We start from the raw sequence: 16,873 nt of genomic DNA, 5'->3' as shown, positions 1-16,873 counted from the left end.
ACCGCGTACCGCCGCCGCGGGACGGGACCGGGTGGGGCCCGTCACGCCTTCTTGCAGGTCTTCACGCGGGTCACGACGTTCGAGTTGCCGAACGCGCTGCCCTTCTCCTGCTCGACCAGGCAGAGGACCTCGTCGCCGACACCGGCCCCACCGGTGATGTCGCTCTTCGTGTTGGACAGCCTGGCCAGCCCGGCCGGGTCCAGCGCACCCTTCGGGGCATCGCCCACCAGCTCGAGCTTGAAGATCTCGGTCGGGGTGCTGTCGTCGAACGACACGATCTCGTACCGCACCTCCCGCGCCTGCCAGCTCGCCGCGCACCCGGCGAGCAGCAGGCAACCGAGCAGTGCCGCGGCGAGCTTGCGCATCAGTGCCCCCGCCCGACCTGGAGGACGTCCAGCACGCGCTGATCGCCCGTCATCTCCTTGAGGTTCATCCGGTTCCAGAGCCAGAAGTAGACGAGCTCGGCCTCACCGGTCACCTGCGCGTCGCCCTCTTCGCCCGGTGCGGCCGCACGGATCTCCGGCGCCTCGTCCGACGCCAGGGAGATCAACCAGGACTCCGGGACGTCGGTGGGCCGCACCACGGCGGTGCCGGGCGTCATGGTGGGCACGTCACCGTCGAGCTTGGCCGCGACGATCGTGGTCAGCACCTCGTCGATGCCGTCCACGCACAGGTCGGCGTCCGTGGCGACGACCTGGCGGACGACCGTCTGCGCGTCGAAGCGGCGCAGCACCGTCTCGTGCGCGATCCGGCGGTGCCACACCCACGCCAGATCAGGCGCTGCCGGTGAGAACGTCCACACGGGGCGGTTCCCTGGTACGGCCGCGAGGACCTCCGCCGCCTCGGTCACCTGGAGGTCGAGGTACTCGAGCGGGGACAGCCCGGCCGGTGGGGGCGGCGGCGGCATCGCGGCGCGGCTGCCGGTGCTCAGGTAGGCGGTGGAGGTCTGCAGGAAGCGCGCGAGGTGCACGACGAGGTCCTGGACGGTCCACCCAGGGCGCGTGGGCACGTCGGCTGCCGGGTCCGCGCCCGCCACCGCCTTGCGGAACATCTCCACCTGCTCGATGAACACAGCGGTCCACCGCTGAGCCGTCCACCCCGTCTGCACCATGGCCGACATCGTGCCGGAAACGTCCTACGCGTGAGTGGGGAACCGTCCATCATGTGTCTGCGTCGCAGTGACCGAGGACCAACACGGGGGTGGCGATGTTCGGCGTTGAGCCAGAGCTGCTGCGCACCGCGTCCAAGGAGTTCGGCAACGGCTCCGACGCGGTGCTCGAGGCGGCGGAGATGATCTCGATGCTCAGGCTCGACGCCGGTGCGCTCGGCGAGCTCGACGCCGCCGCCGAGTTCGCGGACGCGGTGGCGAAGTTCGCCGGCACGCACTCCCAGGACCTCCGGCGCGGCTCCGCGTGGCTCACCGACGCCGCCGAGGGCCTCGTGTCGAACGCCGACGACTACCAGCGCACGGACGACGACCAGGCGTCCGCGCTGACCAAGCTCATGCAGGGACTGGGAGGCGGCCGGTGAGCTACCCGGACCCGGAGCACCTGTACGGCAGGCTGGCGGCGGGGGACGCCGGCCGGATCGCCGCCGCCGCGGACCCGATCACCGGTGCGATCAGCGCCGTCGGCCGCGCGGGCGAGTCCGTCGCCAAGGGCGGCAGGACCGCGGCCGGCGGCTGGACCGGCGACACCGCCTCGAAGTTCGCCGCGCGCGCCGGGCTCTCCGCCTCGGCCGCCAAGGCCGCGGGCGAACGCCTCGGTGCGGGCGTCGACGTCGTGCAGGCCGCTTCCCGCGCCTACGGCCAGATGCGGGGTGCCGCCGACCAGGCGATCAGCGTGTGGCGCAGCCGCCCGCCCGGCATGGACGAGCAGCAGACCCGTGCGCTCGCCAACCAGGTCAACGACGCGCTGAACAAGGTCAAGTCCGGTTACGAGAACGTCCTCCGGACGTACGCGGGTGCCCTCACCAGGATCCCGCCCGGCTTCGAGGAGTCGGCGCGGTCGGACAGCGGGTGGAGCCGTGCCGTCCAGCGCGCCGGTGCCGCCGGGCCGTTGCCTCCCGTGCCGCCGCCGGGAAGCGATCCGAAGGCGGTCGCCGACTGGTGGAAGTCGCTCAGCCGGGAACAGCAGGAAGCGCTCAAGAACACGAAGTACCAGGAGCTCGGCCAGCTCCGCGGCTTGCCGGCCGAGGTGCTGGACCACGCGAACCGCAAGCGGATCCCGGAGGACGCGGCGCGGTTCGCCGCGGAGAAGGACCAGCTCAAGCAAGAGCTGGCCGATCGCGCACGCGAACTCGGCGTCGACCCGGACTCGCCGGAAGGCCAGCGGGCCCTGCGCAACGACGCCAGGGGTTCGGAGCTGCTGGCGCGGTACGACGAAGCGGCACGTCGCGCGAAGAACGCGGACGACGCGCTCGGCGCGTTGGAGACGGCTGCCGACCTGAGCGACGAGAGCGGCAAGCGGGCCTTCGTGCTCGCGTGGAGCCCGGACGGCGCAGGCGCCAAGGAAGGCGCTATCGCCGTCGCCTTCGGCAACCCGGACACGGCGGACAACGTCGCGGTGTGCGTGCCGGGGACCACGTCCAAGCTCAGCAGCTTCGGCCTCGACCAGGCGGCGAACCTCAGCGCCGAGATGGGGCAGAACGGTGCGGCGATCCAGTGGCTCGGCTACGACGCGCCGGAGTTCCTGCCCGGTCAGGTGAACGACCCCGCGCAGGCCCGCGAGGGCGGCGCGATCCTGGCGAAGGACGTCGAGGGCTACCGCGCGGCCAACCCGAACGCCCACGTCACGGTGATCGGCCACAGCTACGGCAGCACGGTCGTCGGCTACTCCGCCATGGACAACGGCCTGAAGGCGGACGACATCGCGTTCGTCGGCTCGCCCGGTGTGGGCGCGTCCAACGTGGACCAGCTCACGGCGGGACGCGGTCACGTCTACGTCGGCGGCACGGAGCACGACCCGGTCATCCAGGCGACGAGCGGCGACTGGTTCACCAAGGACGGGTCGTCCACCGGTCCGTACGACTCCTCCTTCGGCGCGCGGACGTTCGGCACGTCGGGCGAGTCGGGCATCGGGCACGCGCACTCGGCCTACTACGACAAGGACTCCGAGTCGCTCGCGAACCTCGCCAAGATCGCCAACGGCCAGGGCGGCGACGTCAGCGAGCAGCGGTGGCAGGACGCCCCCACGCCGCGCGAGGTGCCGGGGTCGGACCTGCCGGGTGTGGGTCCCGTCGTCGACTGGGGCGTCAACACCGGCAAGGAGGTCGTCGACATGGGCGAGGACCTCTGGCGCGGTGGTGGCCAGGTCGTCGACGACATCTCGCGGGGCGACTGGGGCGACGCGGCCGGCCACGCCTGGGACACGACCAGGGAGGTCGCGAGCGACGCGGGCGACGTCGTGGTCGACACCGCGGGCAACGTGGTGGAGGTCGGGCGGGACGTCGTCGAGGGTGTCGGCGGCGCGGTGAAGAAGATCGGCTCCTGGTTCTAGGCGCGCACCTGGCCGGTACGCCGGTGACGGCGGGCCGGCCTGCTCACGGGTGCGGTGGTGGTCGCGAAGCCGGTCACGGGTCCGCGCCCGGCCGCACCACCTGCCGCCACGCACAGCGGCCGGAGCCCGGTGCGGCTAGAACCTCACGACCGGGAGCAGGTGGGAGAGGTCGGCCCTGGTCCCCGACGCCGTGACCCTGGCACCGTCCACGGCGTCGGGCCAGGCCAGGTCGCCGGTGGCCAGTTCGAGCCACGTGCGGGCGTCGGTCTCCACCACGTTCGGGGGCGTGCCGCGGGTGTGGCGCGGGCCTTCGACGCACTGCACGGCCGCGAACGGCGGCACGCGGACCTCGACGGTGCGGCCCGGCGCGATCTGCTCCAGGGTGCGCAGGCTCAGCCGGACGGCGGCGGCCAGCACGGGGCGTTCGGGCTGCTCGGCCTCGCCTCGCAGCCACGGGAGCACGGCCTGGACGGCGGCTCGCACCTCGGCGGGGTCGACGGCTCTGGCTGGCACGCCGCCCACATTAGCGAAGGGCGAGCGGCGGCCAGGGCGCTGTTGGTATATCTGGACGGTGATCAGGAACTTCGCCGTCGTCGGTCCCTGGCAGGCGACCAGGGAGCGGTTGACGGCGGCGCTGCAGGCCGCGCCGGGCATGGCCGTGTACCGGATCGGCCGCGGCGCCGACCCGTTGCCCGTCTCGGCCTCGTTCGACGCGGCCGACCGGTCGGGCTGCCGCAGCCTGCTCGACTGGTTCGAGCGCGGGGCGCCGTCCGGGGCGGTGCTGCTGGTGGACGACTGGGCGTTGTGCTCCGACCTGGACCCGGAGCTGGACCGGACCGTCGAGTGGGTCGCGGCGTTCGGGCCCGCGCGTGGCGTGCAGGTCGTGGTCACGGCGCGGAAGTGGGCGGACCTGCCGGACCGGCTGCGCGGGCACCTGCACGGCGAGCCGACGGACTTCCTCGCGCTGCACGGCATCGACGCCGACCTCAGCGACATGTGGCAGCGGGACGACCTCGTGGCGGCCGCCGGGGTCGACGACCGGGGCTGGCCGGTGCACCTGCGGGTGGAGACCGGCAGCGCCGTCCACCGCGGCAGCCCCGACCAGTTGCAGAGCGCGTTGCTCGGGCTGATGGCCACGCACCCGGCCCAGCGCCTGCAGTACCTGCTCATCGACGGCAACGGCAGCGGGATCTTCGACCCGCTGGCGTTCGCGTCCCAGGTCGCGCTCACCGTCACGCCGGACTCCGACGACGCGCTGCCGGCGCGGCTGCTGGACGCGCTGGCGGGCGAGCTGCACCGGCGCCAGGAGCTCGTGCACAACGCCGGCCGGTGCCGCAACCTCGACGACTACCGGGAGACCGCCGGCCGGGAGCCGGTCGCCGACCTGCTGATCTGCGTGGACGGCCCGGAGGCCCTCTACGACAGGGAACCGCGGTTCCGCGAGCACCTGCTCACCCTGATGCGCGCCGGTCGCGGGCTGGGCATCCACGTCCTGTACTCGGGCGGCGAGCCGCAGACCCCGTACGAGCTGCCGGAGTGGCCGCTCGCGACACCGACCTACGACCTGGTCGAGATGCTGGAGCTGCTGCCGCACGCCGCCGGCGCCGGAACCGCCCGCGAGATCCTGCTCCCACCGCTCGGCGACGACGGCACGGCGCTGAGGCTCGACATGCTCCCGCCCGGCGCGATCGGCGTGGTGGACAAGCCGTACGAGCACCGCCGCGACGTCCTCGTCCCCGTCTTCACCGCGGAGCTGCGGCACGGGGCGATCGTCGGCGCGCCCGGCACCGGCAAGTCGACGGCGCTGCGCGCGCTCGCGGCCGCGCTGGGCGACCTCAGCGGGTTCCAGCTCCTCGACGGGCCGGGCGAGCCGCTCGACCCCCAGCGGCACATCGTCGTCACCGCGCGCACCTGGGACCAGGTGCCGCCGTTCATCAGGGACAGCCTCGCGCTCGGCATCGAGCTGCGCCTGGACGACCCGGCCACGTCGTTGGTCAGCGCCCACAGCGCGGCGCACGTGCCGCACCGGCCCGGCCTCGGCCTGTCGGTGCGCGACAAGACAGCCGTGCGGATCGCGCTCCCGTGAACCGGGTCCACCGCATCGGCCGCGGCTCCCCGTCCGGCGAGGTCGCGGTCTCGTTCGACCCCGCCGACCAGCGCCGCTGCCGGAACCTGCTGGCGTGGTTCGAACGCGGCGCTGAACCCGGCGCGACACTGCTGGTCGACGACTGGCGGCTCTGCGCCGGCAGCGACCCCGGTCTCGCCCAGTCGATCAGGTGGATCACCTCGACGCACGACACCGAGGTGGTCATCACCGCCGGTGCGCCGAACGACGTCCCGGAGCACCTGCGGTCGTTCGTGCGCTTGGGCTTCCTCGCGCTGCACGGCCTGAGCGGCTTCACCAAGGCCACCGCGTGGAAGGGCGACTGGTCGAGCGTCCCGGTCGGCGCCGGCCCGCGGGGCGACCGCGCCGTCGTCGAGCTCACCCACCTCGCCGACGGGCGCTGGCGGACGGGTTCGCACCTCCACACGACCACCCCGGAGACCTTCCGCAGCCTGGTGCTGGGCCTGATGACCACGCACTCGCCCAAGCTGTTCCAAGCGGTCCTCGTCGACGCGCACGACTCGGCCGCGTTCGCCGGCCTGGCTTCGGCGCCGCACGTCCGCGCTCACCACCGGGGCGTGGCGACGGATCCGGCGCTGGCCGAGCAGATCAGCGAGATGCTGCTGGCCGAGTCGCAACGCCGCCTCGACGTCGTCGGCATCACGTGGACGGTGTTCGACCACCGCGGCTTCGACCAGGTGCTCCCGCAGCTGCTGGTCTGCGTCACCGGCCTGGAGGAGATCCTCGCCGCGCACCCCGGTTTCGCCGCCACCCTGGCGGGGGTCGCCGAGGACGCGGGCAAGTCCGGCATGCAGCTCCTGCTCGACGCCCCGCACGACCTCGCGCCCCACCGGGTTCCGGACTGCACCGTGCCCGCGGACCTCGACGACGTGGCCGCCGCGTTGCCCGAGCTGATGCGGCGACCGGAGCCCGTTCCCGGTTTCCTGGCGCTGCACGGGGTTCCCGACGGCTTCGACCGGCAGCGGACCTGGCGGCTGCGACCGGTCCGCGAGCAGTTCCGCGTCGCCGCCGGCACGGACGAGCACGGCCAGCCGGTCGGGATCGACATCAAGTCGAGCAGCCTCCAGGACGGCATGGGACCGCACGGCGAGGTGCTCGGACCCGCCGGCCGCCGGGCAGAGCTCCACCGCGCGGTGCTGCTCGGCCAGATGCTGTGGCACTCACCGGACGACCTCCAGCTCGTGCTCGTCGACTTCCACGGCACCGGCGCGTTCCCGGGGCTGGACAACGCACCGCACGTGCACGGGTCGTACCGCGGCATGAGCCCCGCGATCGCCGGCCGGGTCGCCGAGGCGCTGCGCGGCGAGCACGAGCGGCGCACCGGGATCCTCGCGGCCGGTCACCACCGGACCACCTGGGACTACCGCGAAGCGCGCTCCCGGGGCGCCCCGCTCGACCCGTTGCCCGAACTGCTCGTCTGCGTCGACGGCGTGCGCGGCCTGCTCGAAGCCCATCCGGAGTTCGTCGACGTCCTGACGACGTTCGGACGGGAGGGACGCACCTACGGCCAGCACCTGCTGCTGTCCGACACGGCACCGGCCGGCGAACTGCGCGAGTTCGTCCGGTATGGATTCGAGCTCACCGCGGGAGGCTGGGTCCGGCGCATCGGCAGATCGGTCGAAAACCTCGCGCTGCCACCGGATCTCGGCGAGGTGGCGCGGTCGCTGCCGCGCGCGATGCAGAAGGTCGAGCCCCTCCACGACCAGTTGCTGCCACCGCCGCTGCACGAGTGGCCCTCGCTGACGCTCGACGAGCTGGGCTCCATCTCACCGGAGCACCGCGCGGTGCCTCTCGGGATGCGCGACGTCCCGTTCGAGCACCGGGTCGAGGTGTTCTTCGCCGCCTTCGGCGAGGGCGGGCACGGCGCGATCGTCGGCAAACCGGGCTCCGGCCGCACGACGGCGCTGCGGACCCTGACCGAGTCGATCACCAGGACCTTCGGCTCCACCACCGGTTTCCACCTGGCGGACGGCCCGCTGTACGGCCGCCCCGACGCCCGGCACGTCGTCGTGACCGCCTCCACGTGGGCGGAGGTGCCCGAGTTCATCCGGGACGACCTGGCGTGGGGCGTCGAGCTCAAGCTCGCGGACCCGTCCTGGTCGATCGTGGACGCACGCCGGCAGGCGCACCTCCCCGACCGACCGGGAACGGGCCTCTGCACTTACTTCAAGCAGCAGGTGCGGATCGCCACCTCATGAGCGGCGCAGCCTCCGTTGCGCGTCGTAGAGGTTGCGCGGTGCCACGTCGGTCGTGCCGTAGAGCTCCAGCCGGGAGTTCAACGGCCCGGTGAAGTCCGGCTTGTCGATCTGGCCGAAGTCGCGCACCTCGGAGATCGCGACGGTGGCGCTGCACGGGGCGACCTCGTCGATGCGGACGTTGCCGGCCCGCTGGTTCGTGACGGTGACGTTCCAGTGCGCGAAACGGGCGCCGTACAACGGGCCCGCGTTGGCGCTGCCGCCGTGCGCGCCGACGTTGTTGATGGTGATCTCGGTGCGGACGTTGCCGAACGGCAGACCGCGGTGGGTGTCGAAGACGTCGTGGTCCATGCGGCCGCGCGTCCAGACGTTGCCGCAGGACAGGCCTTCCACGTTCAGGCCGTGGTTGCCCGCGCCCGCCTGCGAGGGCTCGGACGGCGCCTCGATGACGAAGCCGTCGGTCAGGTTGTCGTGCGACTGCTCGCGGGTCGCGTAGGCGTGGTGGTGGCCCCGCCCGGAGACCCGCGTGTTCAGCAGCGAGATCCCCTTGGAGGACACCAGGAGGAAGCCGTTGTCGACGTCGTGGACGTGCACGTCGTCGGCCCAGCAGTCCCACGCGCACTGGAACGCCAGCCCGTTGTACCCCTTGTCCTGCAGGTGTTTCGGGGTAGGCACCTTGACCATCTCGATCTTGATGCCCTCGACGCCGGCGCCGGTGATCACGGGGGCCGTCGTGGTCAGGCGGGGCTTCCACTCCGGGCGGACCTCCAGCGGCAACGGCTGCGCGAGCTTCACCCTGTCGCCGCGCACCCACTCGACCCGCACCGGCCACAGGAACGGGAAGTACGACAGCAGCTTGTCCTTGTCGTCCCACCGGTAGGTCGCCGTGCCCGGGATGTCACCGCACATGTGCTTCGGCAACGAGAACTCGGAGTCGTCCAGCCGCAGCAGCACGCGCTGGCCGGCGCGCAGCTCCCGTCCGTTCTCGACAGTCAGCACGAACGAACCCCGTGCCGCGGAACCGGACACCGCGGTCAGCGTCTCCCCGGCCTCCAGCTCGTTGCCCGTCCAGCCCTCGAACGGCCACCGGCGGGCCTTGATCGCGTCGATCAGCGGCCGGTAGCGGTCGCGGTGGCAGACCCACACCAGGCCGCCGGACCAGCTCCACGCCGAGTTCTCCGAGCCGTAGCGGCTGCGGTTGATGCCGACGATCTCCTCCAGCGACCGGGTCGCGTGCAACGTCGTCTTCCCGCTGCCCGCGCCGCGCAGCACCACGTTGTCGTAGCCGATGCGGACGATGTCGTCGATCCGGTAGCGGCCGGGCGGCACGAACACCGTGCCGCCACCGAGACGGCCGGCGAACTCGATCGCCTCGTTGATCGCGGCGGACGCGTCGGCCGAGCCGTCGCGGCGGGCGCCGAAGTGCAGGACGTTGGCCAGCACGGGCCGCCGCGGCGGCCGCTCACCGGTCCGGTGGCCGGCGTAGGCCACGTTCGGGATCTGCGGGTGGTCGTGGGGGTTCGCCACGAACTCCTGCCAGAGCGCGGCGGGGGACGCTGCCGAGGCAGTCCCCGCCGACGCGGGCGTACCGACCAGCGCGGCCCCGGTAGCCAGCAGGAACCGTCGTCTGTCGATGTTCATATCGCCGTCTCCAAGGGGTCTTGGCCACGGCGGCGGTGCTCAGATCAAACCAGACCGGAGCCGTTCGCGGAACGCACCGCTTCGGAGATCAGCTCGTCCACCTGGTGCATCATCCGGCGGGCGTCGGTCGGCGTGAACGTGCTCCACGGCGGCTGACCGTTCGAGGCGCGGCGTTGCTGCAGGTAGCGGCCCTCCTCGGTGTCGAAGAACGCGACCACGCGCTCGGGGCGGCACCGCTTGCCGTACTTGTCGCGGGCGGCGGCGCCGAAGTTCCCGGTGTGCACGAGCCCGGTGAACATCTTCACCAGCGCCTTGGCGTCGTCCTCGCGCAGGCCGACGCCGCGGAAGGCGGCCTCCATCGACTTCGGCGAGCCGTCGGTCTGGGCGATCGCCTTCTCGATGTCCGCGCTGGGCAGCGTCACCGAGAGACCCGTGCCGGCGGGGTGCGCCGGCAGCACGGACAGCACCGCGGAGGCGAGCCCGGAGCCCGCCCACGGCTGGAACGTCAGCCGGTCGTCCCGCAGGGTGGCCAGCGCGCCCCAGTCGCCGTTCGCGACGGCGAGGACGCGCAGGCTCCTGCCCAGCCAGAGGCGGCCGTCCGCCTCCCGCTCCGGCTTGACGAACATGCGCAGGAGCCCCTCCAGCTCGGCGGAGAGCCCGCGCGAGTTGCCCAGCCGGCGGTGGTCCAACTGCCGGTAGACGCGGTTCTCGAGTGCCATGCGCTCGTCGCGCGTCTTACCGGGCGAGGGAACCTTCAGCACGAGCGGCATGGGACCGGCGTCCAACCGCTCCCACACCACGTCGAACTCCTCGGCGGACAGGGTGATCGGCTCCCTCTCCGCCGGACCGCCGAACAGGCTCATTCACGTGCTCACTCGGAGAAGCCGCCGATGACCGGCGGCGCGACCATGCGCTCGTCGCCGAACACGTCGTCGGTCTCGACCAGGTAGTCGGCCGCCTTGTGCTCGATGTCGTCCTCGCCCTCGCCCTTGCGGCCGTGGGCGCCACCGGCACCCATGCCGGCACCCGCGGCACCGGCCTTGCCGGCGCCCGCGCCCGCGCCTCCGGCCATGCCGCCGCGCAGCGCGTCGGGACCGGAGCCCAGGCCGGACATGCCGGGCAGGCCGCCGGGCTTCATCCCCGAGCCCTGGCCGGACGTGCCGAGCGAGCCGGACATCGGTCCGAAGGCCTTGCCGCCGGGGGCACCCGGCTGACCGCCGCGAGCGCCACCGGAGCCGGGGCCGCCACCGGAACCGCCACCGGGCCCGCTCGTGGTGGGCCGGGTGAAGACCGGGCCGCCGGGCGGCATCGGCGCCGGGGTGGGCGTCGGGGCCGGGATCGGCTGCGGGAGGTTCGTCGGCGGCGTGTGGACCGGCGGCGTCGACGGGGGCTGCGTCCACGACGTGTGCGTGGTGTCGGTGGGCGGCGTCCAGGTCGAGAAGGACGGCGGGGGCGTCGTCTGGGCCGGCGGCGGCGTCCACGACGGGTTCGTCGTGCCGGTGTTGCCGGTGTTGCCCGCGTTGCCGGACGGCGTGTACCCGGTGGGTGAGTGGGACCCGGGGCCCGCGCTGCCGGTGCCCGTGCCGGCGGGCGGCGGCGTGTCGATCACGACCTGCGGCGGCGTCGGGAACTCACCGAGCGTCGAGGAGTTCCAGCGGCTGTCGGACTGGTAGTCCTCCATGACCTTGACGGCCTGGGCGGCGGCGTTGTCCGCCGCGGCCTCCTGCCGCTCGTGGTCCATCTGCTGGCCCACGACGTGCGCCATGCCGACCGGACCGGTCAGCGCGCCGACCGCCATGTCCATCATGCCGGGCTTCTCGGTCGTGACCGGGACGACCTCGGGCATCTTCTTGCGCGCCTCGGCGACGAACTCGCCCTGCAGGCGCGCGGAGCTCTCCATCGTGGTCGCGCCGGACTCGGCGAAACCGGCCCACTCGGCCAGCGGCGACAACGCGCCCTGCGCGGTGTCGGAGGCGTCGGACTCCCAGTCCGCGCCCATCTTCGCGAGGCCCTCGTGCAGGTCGCCGTCGATCTGGGCGAGCGTCGCGGCGATCTGCTTCCAGCCCTGCTCCACCGGGATGGAGGCGGCGACGCCGGGACCGGAGTTGATCATCTTGTACAGCTCGGGGTGCGCGTACCCCTGGAAGCGGTGCTCGGTCATCGGTCAGGCCCCCTCTCAGTCCTGGTCCCGCAGGTGCTTGCCCCACATGGCCGCGTTGTCGCCCTCGACCTGGCGGTACTGCTCCTCGACCAGCTTCAGCTGGTCGATCACGCCGACGAGCTGGGCGCGGTAGAACTTGAGCGCCGCGAGCGCCTTCTCCGAGGTCTGCTCGTTGAACGCCTTCGACGTCTCGCTGCTGATCGGGTCGCCAGCCCACGGCCTCGTCGGCAGGTCGTGCACAGCCGGCTGGATCTTGGCGTCGAACTCGTCGAGCGCGCGCTGGAACGCGGCACGGGCCTGCGGGATCGCGTGTGGCTCGACCCTCAGCTTCCGCTGCCCGAACTCCGGCGGCAACGAAGTGCTGCCCCCACCGTCCGCGATGTGCACGGCACACCCTCCTCAGTACGGCCCCCCGGTGTTGGGCCGCGTGTGCTTGTGGAACGACTCTAACTCTGATGCATGACGCGGGTGACCGGTTCCCGGTGAAGGGGAGTAGTTCTGCTCATCCGTCACCCGGCCGCGAGGACACCGCCCACGGCGTCCGCGAGCTTCTGCGCCACGGCGCACGCCCCGTCCACTGTGGCCTTGTCCTCCCCGAAGCCGCCGACCGCGGTCACCAGCAACAACTGCCCGTCATGGGCGTCGACGTAAACATCGCAGGCCGGACCGGCCCCGGTGGACTCGCGCCCGTCGACGTACGCCGGGTAGCCCGCGGCCTGCCGTGCGGTGAGCTCGGTCTCGCCGACCGTCTGCTTGAGCCGGTCGACGCCACCGTTGAGCAGCGTGTAGATCGACGAGGAGTACGTGCGGTCCTCGTAGTTGTTGCCGCACGTCTTGCTGCCTTCGCCGTACTCGGCCCGCGGCTCGCGCGGCGCCACGAGCCGGATGCCGAGGGCGGTCTTCACCTCGGGCGTGATCAGCGCGCACGGGTCGAGGGCGGCGAGGTCGACGGCCTTCGGGCGGTCCACCGGGGCGGACCCGGTGGAGGTCCCGGTCGCCGGCGCCTGGCTCGACCTCCCACCCGCGGAGGGTGCTCCCCGCTCCGTCGAAGAACACCCGGTCAGGACCGCTGCCAGCAGGAACGGGACGGCAAGTCGACGCATGCCGGCCAACGTACCGGGTCGCCGCGCGCGAAAGGCCGCGACCGCCGGGCTATTGGGCGGTTCCGCGCCAGCCGGTTCCGCGCCAGCCGGTTCCGCGCCAGCCGGTTCCGCGCCAGCCGGTTCCGCGTCAGCCGAGGTAGCGCCGCACCACCACGGCGGGGCGCTCGACCGGCGTTCCGCGGTCGAGCGACCACGCCAGGCGCACGTACTGCGCGTGGGTCCAGGCGAGCGGGGTGGCCGAGGTGGTCCCCCGGCCGTTCCACACCTGCTCCGGCAGCATGAGACCGCTGTTCGCGGTCGCGGCGATCTCGCGCAGGCGCTGGGCGGCACTCGCCCTGTCGCCCGCCAGCAGCTCGTACTCACCGCGCTCACCGCTGAGCAACGGCCAGAGCCTCCCGTACGTGCGGGTCGGCGTCGGCCAATTGATGTTCCACGGCCTGCCGTCCGCCGTCTCGCCGTACCCGTCCTGCGTGAACCGGTGCCAATAGCCCTGCTCCTTGAGCTGCCGGTCCACGACCCGCACGGTGTTGCGGACGACCGGGTCGTCGGCGCGCTTCACGCCGAGCCGCACCAGCTCCAGGAAGCTCGGGTCGACCACGGCCCGCTGGTCGATGTCCGTGGGGTTGTTGTCGCCCAGGTTGTACCTCGTGCCCTGGTCCGGTTTCCCGTCCTTGGTGACTCGCAGGTAGTACGGCTTGGGCTCGTACGGCCCGGTCCGCGTCGCGGTCCAGCCCTCCACCTGCCGCTGCCACGCGTCGGCGGCGGCGAGGTAGCGGTCGGCGTTCTCCCCGTTGCGCTGCACCAGGTCCGCGAAGCACACGAGACCGGCGACGACCGAGGCGATCGTCGCGGGCGAGTAGCCGTCCTGGTTCTCCCACCGCTCCTGCTCGCTGAACGGCGCGTTCGGGTAGCTGAGCAGGAAGTCGGCCGAGCGGCGCAGAGCGTCCACAGTGGACTTGTCACGCTGGTCCAGGTGCCAGGCGAGCAGGAGCGGCGCCGCGGTCTGGTCGAGCTGCACCTTGGTCCACACCGGCGTGCCGTCGACGCGGGTGTTCTGCGGCAGGTGCCCGTCCGGCTGCTGCTGCTCGCGCAGCATGAAGTCCAGCGACCGCTGGGCGAACGCGCGGTCGCCGGCGGCGATCATGGCCGTGGACACGTGGTAGAGGTCCCGCGGCCACACCAGTGCGTACGGGCCGAGCTCCGGCGCCAGCTCGCGGTCGAACCCGAAGGCCCACGGGAAGCTCGGTGACGCGATCGACGCGCCGGCGTTGGCCTTGTCCTCGGTCGCCGCCAGGACCATCACGGACATGTCGTAGAGCCGCCGGTCCGCGGACTTCGGCCACTTCAGGCCGTCCAGGTAGGTGTGCCAGCCCCGCGCGTACTCCCGTGCCACCACGTCGAAACCGCGGTCCAGCGCGGCTTGCGCGACACCCTCGCCGAACCCGACCGCGAACGTGCCGTGTGCGCGTCGCACCGGTTCGGTGGGCAACGTGCTCGCGAGCGAACTGCCGCCCTTCATCGGCACGTGGTCGATGGACAACCGGACCGGGCGCTGAGCCGTGAGCCGCACGTCGGCGAGCACGGCCGCGCGCAGCGGATCGGTCACGTAGGTGATCTCGGCCCGCCACCCGTCGCCGCGCAGGTGCTGCCGGAACGTGAGCGACCGGTCGTCGGCGGGCTCGGTGCGCGCCTGACCGGGCTTGCCGTCGACCAGCAGCCGCGTCTCCCGGGTCGCGGGTGTGCTGAGGTCGGGGTGGAAGATCTCGGAGAGCCCCTGGTGGCCCAGGGTGAACCAGACGGGGCTCGCCGCGGACCGGGCCGTGCCGAACGCCTGCTTGTCGGCGGGCAGCGGGACGACGTCGGCGGCGGCGCGAACGACCGGGGTCATCATCAGCAGCAGGAGCACGACCAGCGCCAAGGGCTTCATGCCACTGGGAGTTCCCCGGGCTAGAGATCACCACGCAGCAGGCTGTCGACGTTCTCCGGCGGACCGGGCCGCGCGAAGAACCAGCCCTGGCCGGTGTCGCAGCCCAGCCGCAGCAGCCTGGCGGCCTGCGCCGGCGTCTCCACGCCCTCGGCCGTGACGCCCAACGACAACGCGTGCGCGAGCTGCACCAGCGTCGCGACGATCTGCGAGTCGACCGGGTCCTCCTCGTTCTCGGCGCGCAGGCCCTCCATGAACGAGCCGGCGATCTTCAGCTCGTGCACGGGCAGGTGCTTGAGGTACGCGAGGTTCGAGTAGCCGGTGCCGAAGTCGTCGATCGCGATGCGCACCCCCATGTCGCACAACGCCCGCAGCGCCTCCAGCGGCTCGTCGGCGGTGCCCATGATCGCCGACTCGGTCAGCTCCAGCTGCAGGTGGTGCGGCGGCAGCGCGCACTCGTCGAGGATCCGCTTCACGTCGCGCACCAGCTCGGGGTCGCGGGACTGCCGCACGGCCAGGTTCACCGACACGAACGGCGCCGCGTCGCCGAACTCGACCAGCCAGCGCCGCGCCTCCTCGCACGCCTTGCGCAGCACCCACCGTCCCAAAGGGACGATCAGGCCGGTCTCCTCGGCCAGCTCGATGAACCGGTCCGGCGCGAGCCGCCCGAACTCCGGGTGCTGCCAGCGCACCAACGCCTCGACGCCGGTGACCTTCGAGTCCGCCAAGCGGACCAGCGGCTGGTACTCGACGTAGAACTCGCCGCGCTCCAACGCGCGGGGCATCGTCGCCGACAGCGTGAACCGGGCGACCTCGCGGGCGTTGCGCTCCGGGTCGTACAACGCCCAGCGCGCCTTGCCGTCCGCCTTCGCCCAGTACAGCGTGATGTCGGCGTCGCGCATGAGGTCCGCCGACGTCGTGCCGGACAGCTGCCGCTCGACGATGCCGATGGAGGCGGAGATCGACAGCTCGTGGCCCGCGATGCGGATCGGCGCCTCCAGCTCGGTGAGCACCCGGTCCGCCACGTCGACGATGTCCTGCTCGCCGGACGAGCCCTCGACCAGGATCACGAACTCGTCGCCGCCCATGCGCGCGACGAGCTTGCCCTGGCCGGACACCGAGTGGTCGAGCCGGCGGCCGACCTCGACGAGGAGCTGGTCCCCGGTGTCGTGGCCGAGCGAGTCGTTGATGACCTTGAAGCCGTCCAGGTCGAGGTAGCACAGGCCGGCCCGGACGTGCTTGGCGCGGTTGTTGAACACGCGCGCGAGCCGTTCCAGGAACAGCGCCCGGTTCGGCAGCCCGGTCAGCGGGTCGTGCAAGGCCTGGTAGCGCAGCCGGTTCTGCAGCAGGTGCCGGTCCGTGACGTCCTCGATCATCGCGACCTGGTACTGCGGCTCGCCGTGGTCGTCGCGGACCAGCGACAGCGTCAGGTGCGTCCAGACCTGCTCGCCGTCGGCCCGGTGGAACCGCTTCTCGGCCCGGTAGTGGTCGCACTCGCCCGCGATGAGCTGGTCGTAGAGCCGCCAGACGCTGCCCGCGTCCTCGGGGTGCATGAGGTCGCGCACGTTGTACTGGCGCATCTCCTCCACGCTGAACCCCAGCATGTCCTGCAAGGCCTGGTTGACGTCCAGGATCCGGCCGTCGATGTCGGCGATGCCGATGCCGATCGCGGCCTCGGTGAACATCGCGCGGAAGCGGGCCTCCGAGGCCCGCAGCATCGCTTCCGCCTGGTCGCGGGCGTCCAGCACGGCCGCGCGGATGGCCTCCTGCTCGGCGAGCGTGCGTTCGCGCAGCGCACGGGCGTACCCGGCGGACAGCGCGCCCTGCAGAGCGGCGAGGCGGGACCGGAGGCGCTCGTCCCCCGCCACGCCCAGCTCGGCGAGCAGGTCGTCGCCGAGGAGCTGGATCGTGCGGCCGAGCGTGTCGGTGCCGGTGAAGTGGGCGTCGACCAGCCGGGAGCCGATCTCGTAGCCGGGGGCCGTGCGGAACGGGCTCGCGAACAGCGCCTCGACGAGCAGCTCGGTGAGGTTCTGCAGGTGCCGGGCGACCTCGGCGCGGGTCATCGGGACGTAGCTCGATCCGATGACCGCCGTGGCCCAGCTCCGCGCGAACGACTCGGCGCCGGCCAGCACGGCCGGATCCGCGGGAGAGCGGTCGTCGCTCACCCTGTCGTCAACCCGTTCGGTCATCTGCTCGGCCTCAACGCCACGAACGCGCAGCATACGGC

General features: G+C 72.5%; 14 protein-coding genes. 4 read left to right on the top strand and 10 right to left on the bottom strand.

All coding sequences use genetic code 11. The features are described from left to right. Positions 1 to 41: 41 nt before the first annotated feature. Entirely contained in the window at positions 42 to 365 is a 324-nt protein-coding gene (locus BMW88_RS02295) for a hypothetical protein (protein WP_089948658.1), read from the bottom strand. Further along, on the bottom strand, positions 365 to 1,111 hold the full coding sequence (locus BMW88_RS02290) for a maleylpyruvate isomerase N-terminal domain-containing protein (RefSeq protein ID WP_245777518.1): 747 nt from the start codon (positions 1,109 to 1,111) through the stop codon (positions 365 to 367). The genes BMW88_RS02295 and BMW88_RS02290 overlap by 1 nt, the downstream gene beginning before the upstream one ends. A 95-nt stretch (positions 1,112 to 1,206) precedes the next feature. Here BMW88_RS02290 and BMW88_RS02285 point away from each other — a divergent pair, with 95 nt between their 5' ends. Together BMW88_RS02285 and BMW88_RS02280 are read left to right on the top strand one after the other, a co-directional pair. Beyond that, positions 1,207 to 1,530, top strand: coding sequence for a type VII secretion target (locus tag BMW88_RS02285; RefSeq protein ID WP_089949429.1), 324 nt, complete (start codon positions 1,207 to 1,209; stop codon positions 1,528 to 1,530). After that, positions 1,527 to 3,497 (top strand): alpha/beta hydrolase, encoded by a 1,971-nt coding sequence (locus BMW88_RS02280; RefSeq protein WP_089948657.1) that lies wholly within the window; start codon positions 1,527 to 1,529, stop codon positions 3,495 to 3,497. Before BMW88_RS02285 ends, BMW88_RS02280 begins: the two co-directional genes overlap by 4 nt. A 135-nt stretch (positions 3,498 to 3,632) precedes the next feature. Here the strand turns inward: BMW88_RS02280 and BMW88_RS02275 are convergent, their stop codons facing one another. Continuing rightward, a complete protein-coding gene (locus BMW88_RS02275) occupies positions 3,633 to 4,010 on the bottom strand; it encodes a sterol carrier family protein (protein ID WP_089948655.1) in 378 nt (125 codons plus the stop codon). Positions 4,011 to 4,068: 58 nt separating this feature from the next. Between BMW88_RS02275 and BMW88_RS02270 the strand changes: the two genes are divergently transcribed. Further along, positions 4,069 to 5,583, top strand: a complete 1,515-nt coding sequence (locus tag BMW88_RS02270) for a type VII secretion protein EccC (protein WP_089948654.1) — start codon at positions 4,069 to 4,071, stop codon at positions 5,581 to 5,583. Next, positions 5,580 to 7,820, top strand: coding sequence for a type VII secretion protein EccC (locus BMW88_RS02265; RefSeq protein ID WP_089948652.1), 2,241 nt, complete (start codon positions 5,580 to 5,582; stop codon positions 7,818 to 7,820). The genes BMW88_RS02270 and BMW88_RS02265 overlap by 4 nt, the downstream gene beginning before the upstream one ends. On the opposite strand, the gene BMW88_RS02260 is transcribed toward BMW88_RS02265, so the two are convergent. The 7 genes from BMW88_RS02260 to BMW88_RS02230 form a co-directional block, all read right to left on the bottom strand. Further along, positions 7,815 to 9,458 carry a glycosyl hydrolase family 28-related protein gene (locus BMW88_RS02260; RefSeq protein ID WP_089948650.1) on the bottom strand — a complete coding sequence of 548 codons (1,644 nt, stop codon included), beginning with the start codon at positions 9,456 to 9,458 and terminating at the stop codon, positions 7,815 to 7,817. The two genes, BMW88_RS02265 and BMW88_RS02260, sit on opposite strands and share 6 nt — an antisense overlap. Before the next feature lie 44 nt (positions 9,459 to 9,502). Continuing rightward, a complete protein-coding gene (locus tag BMW88_RS02255) occupies positions 9,503 to 10,321 on the bottom strand; it encodes an ESX secretion-associated protein EspG (RefSeq protein ID WP_089948649.1) in 819 nt (272 codons plus the stop codon). An 8-nt stretch (positions 10,322 to 10,329) separates the two neighbouring features. Then, positions 10,330 to 11,619 (bottom strand): PPE domain-containing protein, encoded by a 1,290-nt coding sequence (locus BMW88_RS02250; RefSeq protein ID WP_089948648.1) that lies wholly within the window; start codon positions 11,617 to 11,619, stop codon positions 10,330 to 10,332. A 15-nt stretch (positions 11,620 to 11,634) separates the two neighbouring features. Next, positions 11,635 to 12,006, bottom strand: a complete 372-nt coding sequence (locus BMW88_RS02245; RefSeq protein WP_089948647.1) for a hypothetical protein — start codon at positions 12,004 to 12,006, stop codon at positions 11,635 to 11,637. Between the two features lie 122 nt (positions 12,007 to 12,128). After that, positions 12,129 to 12,722, bottom strand: a complete 594-nt coding sequence (locus BMW88_RS02240) for a DUF3558 domain-containing protein (protein ID WP_089948645.1) — start codon at positions 12,720 to 12,722, stop codon at positions 12,129 to 12,131. 127 nt (positions 12,723 to 12,849) lie between these two features. After that, a complete protein-coding gene (locus BMW88_RS02235) occupies positions 12,850 to 14,649 on the bottom strand; it encodes a glycoside hydrolase family 15 protein (RefSeq protein ID WP_089948644.1) in 1,800 nt (599 codons plus the stop codon). 20 nt (positions 14,650 to 14,669) lie between these two features. Next, complete coding sequence (locus BMW88_RS02230; protein ID WP_177220891.1) at positions 14,670 to 16,835, bottom strand: putative bifunctional diguanylate cyclase/phosphodiesterase; 2,166 nt, start codon at positions 16,833 to 16,835, stop codon at positions 14,670 to 14,672. Positions 16,836 to 16,873: the final 38 nt, after the last annotated feature.

This window comes from Lentzea xinjiangensis, from assembly GCF_900110955.1.
Lineage (GTDB): Bacteria > Actinomycetota > Actinomycetes > Mycobacteriales > Pseudonocardiaceae > Lentzea > Lentzea xinjiangensis.
This window is presented reverse-complemented; position numbering and strand designations above follow the sequence as displayed.